Here is a 6,495-nt window from a genome sequence, read left to right on the forward strand (position 1 = left end):
CGCCCGTGCGCGGGGGGCGGGGGCGGGCTGTGCTGGCGGAGGACGCCGGCCTGCGGCGGCAGCTCCGGCGGCGCCCCCCATGCCACCCCACCCCGCGGGGGTGGGCTGGGTGCGTCCGCTGCCGACGGCGATGACGCGCATGCCGAACGCTTCGGCGATGCGCGCGGTTTGCCGCCCGATGCGGCCGAGCCCGATCAGGCCCATCGTTTTCCCCGCCAGCTCCACGAGCGGCGTCTTGGTGAAGGTGAAATCCGGGGAAGCGCTCCATTCCCCGGATTTCACCGCTTCGTCGTGCCGCCCGACGCGCTGGCACAGCTCCAGCAGCAGGGCGAACACGAACTGCGCCACCCCATGCGTGCCGTAAGCCGGCACATTGGTGACGACAATGCCCCGCGCCGCCGCCGCTTCGGTATCGATAATGTTGTATCCCGTCGCCAGCACCCCGATGTAACGAAGGTTCGGCAGCCGCGCAATCGTATCTGCAGACAGCGGCGTTTTGTTCGTCAGCACGATGCCGGCGTCTTTTGCCCGATCTACAATCTCCTCGACCGGCGTCCGGTCGTACAGAGCAACCGATCCCAATCGTTCCAGCCCTTCCCAACTCAGATCGCCGGGATTCAGCGTATAGCCGTCGAGTACGACAATCTGCTCCATTCCAAACCTCCATCAGCCCTAAAGTCCCTATCCGCCCGATCATCCGACAGGACGAAGTTTGACCCAATTATCTTCATCATACCGCTTTTTCCGTAAGGCGTAAATTGAAACCGCTCACGCTTTCCGCTTCATCCTTCAACGAAAAAAGTCCCGCCCGCAAGTCTTCTCAAGACCTTGCAAGCGGAACTTTGTGGCAAGCGTGAAACCGTGTCCGGTTATGGCTGCTGCAGCGTCCCGATGAGCCGGCGGGCCGGACCGTACGGCGTGTCGACCGTTTCATATACCCGCATCGTCAGCGGATGATCGAATTGGTCCGACGGCGTGTCGGTAAAGTAAATCGACTGCTCGCCGTTCTCTACGCGCCCCTCGCCCGTCAAGCTGAGCGTCTGTCTGGCGACTTCGCGGGTGTCGCTGCCCTCGATCACCAGCTGCAGCTTGGAATAGCCGGCATCCACGATGACCGGCTCGGTCGTCTTCAAATCGACGTTCCACTTCAGCTTGTACGTATAGGTATAAGACTTCGTGACCGGGTTCGTACCGGTCGTATACGCCAGCCACCAATCTTTCACTTTAAGCTCGTACGGATAGAAGAAGACGGCCCCTTCCTCGTTCTTCGTCTGATTCACGTTCAAGCCAACCTGTCCGATTGCCGTTTTATACGGTGCGGCGGTTTTGCTATCGCTGAATTTCAGTGTAAATCGTTCCCCGTCACCGGCAAGCGGCAGCATGAAGGTGTAATTCATCACGTACGCCGTTCCGGGCAGCACCTCCTGCGCCGCCGTCTTTTGCTGGCTGCCCGTGTACGAAGAGCCGCTTGCGCCGATCAGCTCCGCCGCCAGTTGAGGCACCGGCAGCGGCTTGTCGCTGCGGTTATCCAGCTTCAGCTTCACGACGCCCGTCTGGTAGCTCTGCCCTTTGTTTTCGTACAGCCGGAAGTCGACTACCGATACGGCGAGGTCGGGATGCACCGCGCTGTTCAGCGGATCGAAGGCAAGCCGCGTGCCGAAGCCTTCCACCGTAGGAAGCGCCCTTGGGCTGCCGGGCTGCGTCTCGGGAAGCGTTATGCGCAGCCGGCCGACGGAATAGCTGACGGCTGCCGCCGCATCCGTCCGATTCGGAACTTTGTAGCTATTCAGCGTCTGCACGGTCAAGCTTTCGAGCGGCTTGTCGGCTTCGTAAGGAATCGAGATATATAAGTACTTTTTCTCTTTCGGATCGACGCTGACGGCCGCTTGATCCTGGCGGGACCCTTTATAAATTTGACCTGCCGCCTTGCCGTCCACCGTAAACGCCGGAACCGTCTCGGTCTGGGTACCGGTATTGGTTACCAGCAGTTGAAGCAGCTCGACGGGCGCCCCCTCCTTGAATTGTTTGGTCAAGCCGACCGGCGTATACTCCAAGGAAGATTCGATTCCCGGGATGGCAAACGGCGTTCCCCATGCTTTAACGGGAATCGAACCGTTATCCGCCGCGTCCCCGTACCAGACCAAGCTGCTGACCGGCAGCTTCAGCATGGAGGTTTCCACCTTCGGATAGACGTCTTTGTTCACGTCCACCCATACGAGATCGGTCGGCTGCACGGCATCGGAACGGTCGATTTGCGCCATATAGTTAAGATCGACCGAAGAGGAAGCCGGTACGGAGCCGGGATTGTCTCCGCTCGGCTTAAGCACATAGCTGGTGCCCGACGACGTGACGACGCGCAGCTCGTAATCCGGCACGCGGGCCGCACTCCCCCAGACGTTATACATCTTCACGACGACGCCGATGCGCGTGCCGCCGTTCGCCCGTTCGCTAAGCAGGCTCTTCACCTTCACCTGCATCGGACCGGACAGCACGGCCGGATACCGCACATCGACGGCCGGCTGCGGATTTTCCGCCCGTACGGCTCCTTGAAAAGACAAGGCCAAGGACACAATCAGCGCCGTTGAAACTACTCTTTTCCATGTATGCATAGGATGTCCTCCATTATTCGTAAGTCGTTCGTTTGTCGGCGCGCTATCAATTGCGGACAACCGCCTTGTCTTGATCCTTCAGCTCCCGCTGCCCGGATACGATCACCTGCTCGCCTTCCTTCACCCCGCCGAGCACCTCCCGGTTCGATCCGCTTTCCCGTCCGAGCGTTACCTTGCGCTTCTCGGCATGGTCGCCTGCCAGCACGAAGACGAAGTTATCGTTCCCTTCCTTCACGATGCCCGAAGCCGGAACGGTCAGCGCTTCCTGCTTCGCATCACTGCCGAGCTGCAGCTTCACCCGCATGCCCGGCTTCAGCTTCCGGTCCGGGTTAGGCGCGGTCAGCTCCAGCACATAGGTTTTACTTTGCGGGCTCATCACATCGGCCATATAGGCGACGCTCCCCGTCATTTTCTCGCCCGTGTCTTGGATGACGAACGGAATATCCTTTTTGCCGCGGACCAGCTTCGCCGTCGTCTCGGTCACGTCGGCATGCAGCTTGATCGGATCGATCTGCTGAATGACGCCCGCGACATACCCGGGAGCAACCGTCACGCCCTGCTCGGGAAACAGGTCCGTCAACAGCCCGCCAATCGGCGCCTTCACGTCGAAGTCGGACAAATTTTTCTCGATATCCTGCAGCGCCAGATCCGTGCTTTCGATCTGGATTTGCAGCGGAGCGAGCGGATCGGTCGATTCCAGATTCGCAAGCTGCTTCTTCGACGTGTCCAGATCAAGACGGGCCGTTTTCAGCTGGGTCTCCGCCTTGTCCATCTGCGATTTGGGGGCCGTGCCCGCATCGTAGTCGTTGCGCGCGTTATTGTACGCCTTTTCGAGATCGGCGATCTGCAGCTCCAGTTTCTCGATCGTGTTGTTCAGGACGCCTTTATTGGTGGCAATATCCTTGCTTGTTTTATCCAATTGCGATTCGAGGTTTTGCCGGGACAACCGGTTTTTCTCCTTGTTGCGGACGGCATCCGTGGAATCGAGCCGGAACAGCACTTCGCCCGCCGCGACCGCGTCCCCGCGTTTTTTGAGCAGCTCCGCCACGTCGCCGTTCGTTTTCACAACGACATTGGCCTGCGAGGACGGAACCGCATCGGCGTCCTGCTCCGACGAACCGTCCAACTGCATCTTCGAGACGGCAGCCACCTTCACGGGCTTGGGCCCGCTCTCCCCCGCGTTCGCCGTCGAGCAGCCCGCCGCTGTGACGACGGTCAGCAAAATCGCCAGCCCGGCCAGCGCGCTCCGCTTCCAACCGGCGGTTTCATTATTATTGTAGGTCATGGATTTCCCCGCTCCTTTGCTTTGCCGAACGTTCGGCCGTCCGTTCGTCCTGTTGTATTTATTCGCCCATCATATGCACGCCGCCGGCCCCGCCTTTGGCTTTTGCGCCTTTGAGAAACAGGCTGAGAACAACGGCAAGCAGCGAAAGTCCGGCGGTCAAATAAAAGACGTCGTCCAGCGCAATGATCGTCGATTGAATCTGCACCTGTCCTCCGATATAGTTCAGGGCGCTCATTTTGGCCTGCGCGGCCGACTGCCCCATCACGATAAACTGATTTTGAATTTTCGTCACCTGGTCGATCACCGTTGTCGATACCATATTCAGCTGATCGGACAAATAAGCCGTATGAAAATCTTTCCGGTCACCGAATAACAGCGACAACCAGGCGATGCCGAACGCTCCGCTCACCTGCCGGATCGTATTGGAAAGCGCGGTCCCTTGACCGACCTTCTCCATCGGCACGGTGTTCATGCCTACGGTCTGTACCGGCATCATCATGAGCCCCATGCCGACCGCACGAAGCGTCAGCCAGAAAATGATCGTCGCTCGCGAGGTTTCCATGCTCAGATTCGAGGTCAGAAACAGCGCCACCGCCGTAATCAGCAGTCCGATGACCGCCAAGGGACGCGCCCCGAATTTATCGAACAAGCCGCCGGCGATCGGCATCATAATGCCGGAAGCGATCGCTTGAGGCAGCAATATTAAGCCCGTCTCGACCGCAGACAAGCCCGAAATGTTCTGCAGGAAAATCGGGAGCAAAAACAGCATCCCCATCATGATGACGGTCACGAGGCTCGAAACGAGCAGCGACAACGTGTACATGCCGTTTTTCAGCAGGCTTAAATCGAGCATCGGTTCCTTCACGGTCAGCTCCAAAATGACGAAGGCCACGAGGAAAACGGCCCCTATGGCGATAAAAGCGATGACTTCGCCGTCGCCCCAGCCCTTCTCCGACACTTTGCCGATGCCGTAAAGCAGCGTGGCCAGCCCCGTGCTCGACGTAATAAATCCCCAGACGTCGAACCGCTTCTTGACCTCCATCTTAAATTCCTGAAGCACGGCCATGGACAGGAAAATGTCTACAATCCCGATCGGCACGTTGATCGTAAAAATAAGCCGCCAGTCCAAATATTCGACGATATAGCCGCTCAGTGTCGGGCCGGTAGCTGGGGCGAACATGATCGCGATCCCGAACAGTCCCATCGCCATGCCCCGCTTCTCGACCGGGAACATGCGGAAGATCATCGACATGCTGATCGGCATCATCGCGCCGCCGCCGATGGCCTGAATGATCCGGAATACAATCATGCTTTCGTTGCTCCATGCGATGCCGCACAATCCGGAGCCGATCGTAAAAATAACAAGCGAAATGACATACATCCGCTTATAGCCGAAGCGGTCGCCCAGATAGCCCGTCGCCGGCACGAGCGCCCCGCCGACCAGCGAATAAGCCGTAACGACCCACTCGATCTGCGATTGGCTGACGCCGAAAACGTTCATCATTTTCGGGATCGCCACGTTGACGATGCTCGTATCGAGTATAGCCATGAAGACGCCGAGAATAATGGCAAGCATGGCAAGTCCGGACCCTTTGGAAGAGGCTTTAGCCTGATCTGTGGCTTGGTCGTTCATTCCGAGTGTTCCTCCTTCCGTTCCCGGATGCCCCTATTTCTCGATTTTGACGGTTGCATTCAAACCCGGAATGAGCCTTTTTCCTTGGAAATCGTCCAGTGCGATTTTGACCGGAATCCGTTGAATCACCTTCGTATAATTGCCGCTGGCGTTAGAGGAAGGAAGCAGGGAAAAAGAAGAGTTAGTCCCGAGGCCGATCCGCTCCACCCGTCCCGTAAACTCCGTATCCTTGAACGCGTCGATCCGGATCGTCACTTTGTTGCCTACTTGAACACTTGTGATTTCCGTTTCCTGTAAATTGGCCGTCACGTACAGCTGATTCAGATCGGCGCTCAAAGCTAGCGTCCCGCCCGGCGCAACCGTCTGATCCTTCACCGCGTTCGATTGAATCATCGTTCCGGCATTCGGAGCGATGATCTCCGCCGTCGTGGCCGGGGTCGTTCCTTTGGCCGGCGATGTCTCCACAATGCCGAGCACGTCGCCTTTGCCGAACGAGTCGCCTTCCTTGTAGCGCCACTCGATCAGCTTCCCGGCCGCCAGCGAGCCGATGGCGCGCAGATCGCCCTGCACTTTCGCATCCTCCGTCGTTATGTATTTGCTTGCGATATTGTAGTAGTACGCACCGGCGGTCCCTCCCCCCACCAGCACCAAAGCCAGTACGGTCAGCATAATGATCTTTTTCTTCATTCGGATGAAGCTCCTTTCCTAAGGTCCCGTTTCGGTGTCTGCATGCTTAAGCCAGCGTGGAGATCATTTTGCGGACCAATGCGATAAACTGCTCCGTCTCTTCCTCCGATAAGCCGCCGAACATTTGCATCAGCAGCTCTTGTTTGAACAGCCGAAATTCCTTCATGTGATTGACCGCCTCATCGGACGGCTCGAGCCAAACGACGCGGCGATCTGCAGCGTCCCGGGTCCGCTTCACAAAGCCGGCTTGCTCCAGCCGGTTCACCGCGATCGTCGTCGCG

At 58.2% G+C, this 6,495-nt stretch carries 6 protein-coding genes; all 6 read right to left on the reverse strand.

The genetic code is table 11. The features are described 5' to 3' along the window. Positions 1–654 (reverse strand): NAD(P)-dependent oxidoreductase (locus QJ48_RS31650; protein WP_272948174.1); only part of this gene is annotated, 654 nt, incomplete at its 3' end. 215 nt (positions 655–869) lie between these two features. Then, positions 870–2,609: a hypothetical protein gene (locus tag QJ48_RS31655; RefSeq protein WP_054977316.1), complete on the reverse strand. Its 1,740-nt coding sequence runs from the start codon at positions 2,607–2,609 to the stop codon at positions 870–872. A gap of 46 nt (positions 2,610–2,655) precedes the next feature. Beyond that, a complete protein-coding gene (locus QJ48_RS31660) occupies positions 2,656–3,894 on the reverse strand; it encodes an efflux RND transporter periplasmic adaptor subunit (RefSeq protein WP_054977317.1) in 1,239 nt (412 codons plus the stop codon). A gap of 58 nt (positions 3,895–3,952) precedes the next feature. Next, positions 3,953–5,527, reverse strand: a complete 1,575-nt coding sequence (locus tag QJ48_RS31665; protein ID WP_054977318.1) for a DHA2 family efflux MFS transporter permease subunit — start codon at positions 5,525–5,527, stop codon at positions 3,953–3,955. Positions 5,528–5,560: 33 nt separating this feature from the next. Then, positions 5,561–6,214 (reverse strand): efflux RND transporter periplasmic adaptor subunit, encoded by a 654-nt coding sequence (locus QJ48_RS31670; protein ID WP_054977319.1) that lies wholly within the window; start codon positions 6,212–6,214, stop codon positions 5,561–5,563. Positions 6,215–6,260: 46 nt separating this feature from the next. Continuing rightward, a partial coding sequence (locus tag QJ48_RS31675; RefSeq protein WP_157261822.1) for a MarR family winged helix-turn-helix transcriptional regulator occupies positions 6,261–6,495 on the reverse strand: 235 nt, incomplete at its 5' end.

The sequence above is a fragment of the Paenibacillus sp. A3 genome (genome assembly GCF_001399685.1).
Taxonomy (GTDB): Bacteria; Bacillota; Bacilli; order Paenibacillales; family NBRC-103111; genus Paenibacillus_G.

Excerpts from the sequence above, each read along its gene's own strand:
- QJ48_RS31655 (WP_054977316.1), bottom strand. The coding sequence starts at position 2,609 with ATGCATACATGGAAAAGAGTAGTTTCAACGGCGCTGATTGTGTCCTTG.
- QJ48_RS31660 (WP_054977317.1), bottom strand. The coding sequence starts at position 3,894 with ATGACCTACAATAATAATGAAACCGCCGGTTGGAAGCGGAGCGCGCTG.
- QJ48_RS31665 (WP_054977318.1), bottom strand. The coding sequence starts at position 5,527 with ATGAACGACCAAGCCACAGATCAGGCTAAAGCCTCTTCCAAAGGGTCC.
- QJ48_RS31670 (WP_054977319.1), bottom strand. The coding sequence starts at position 6,214 with ATGAAGAAAAAGATCATTATGCTGACCGTACTGGCTTTGGTGCTGGTG.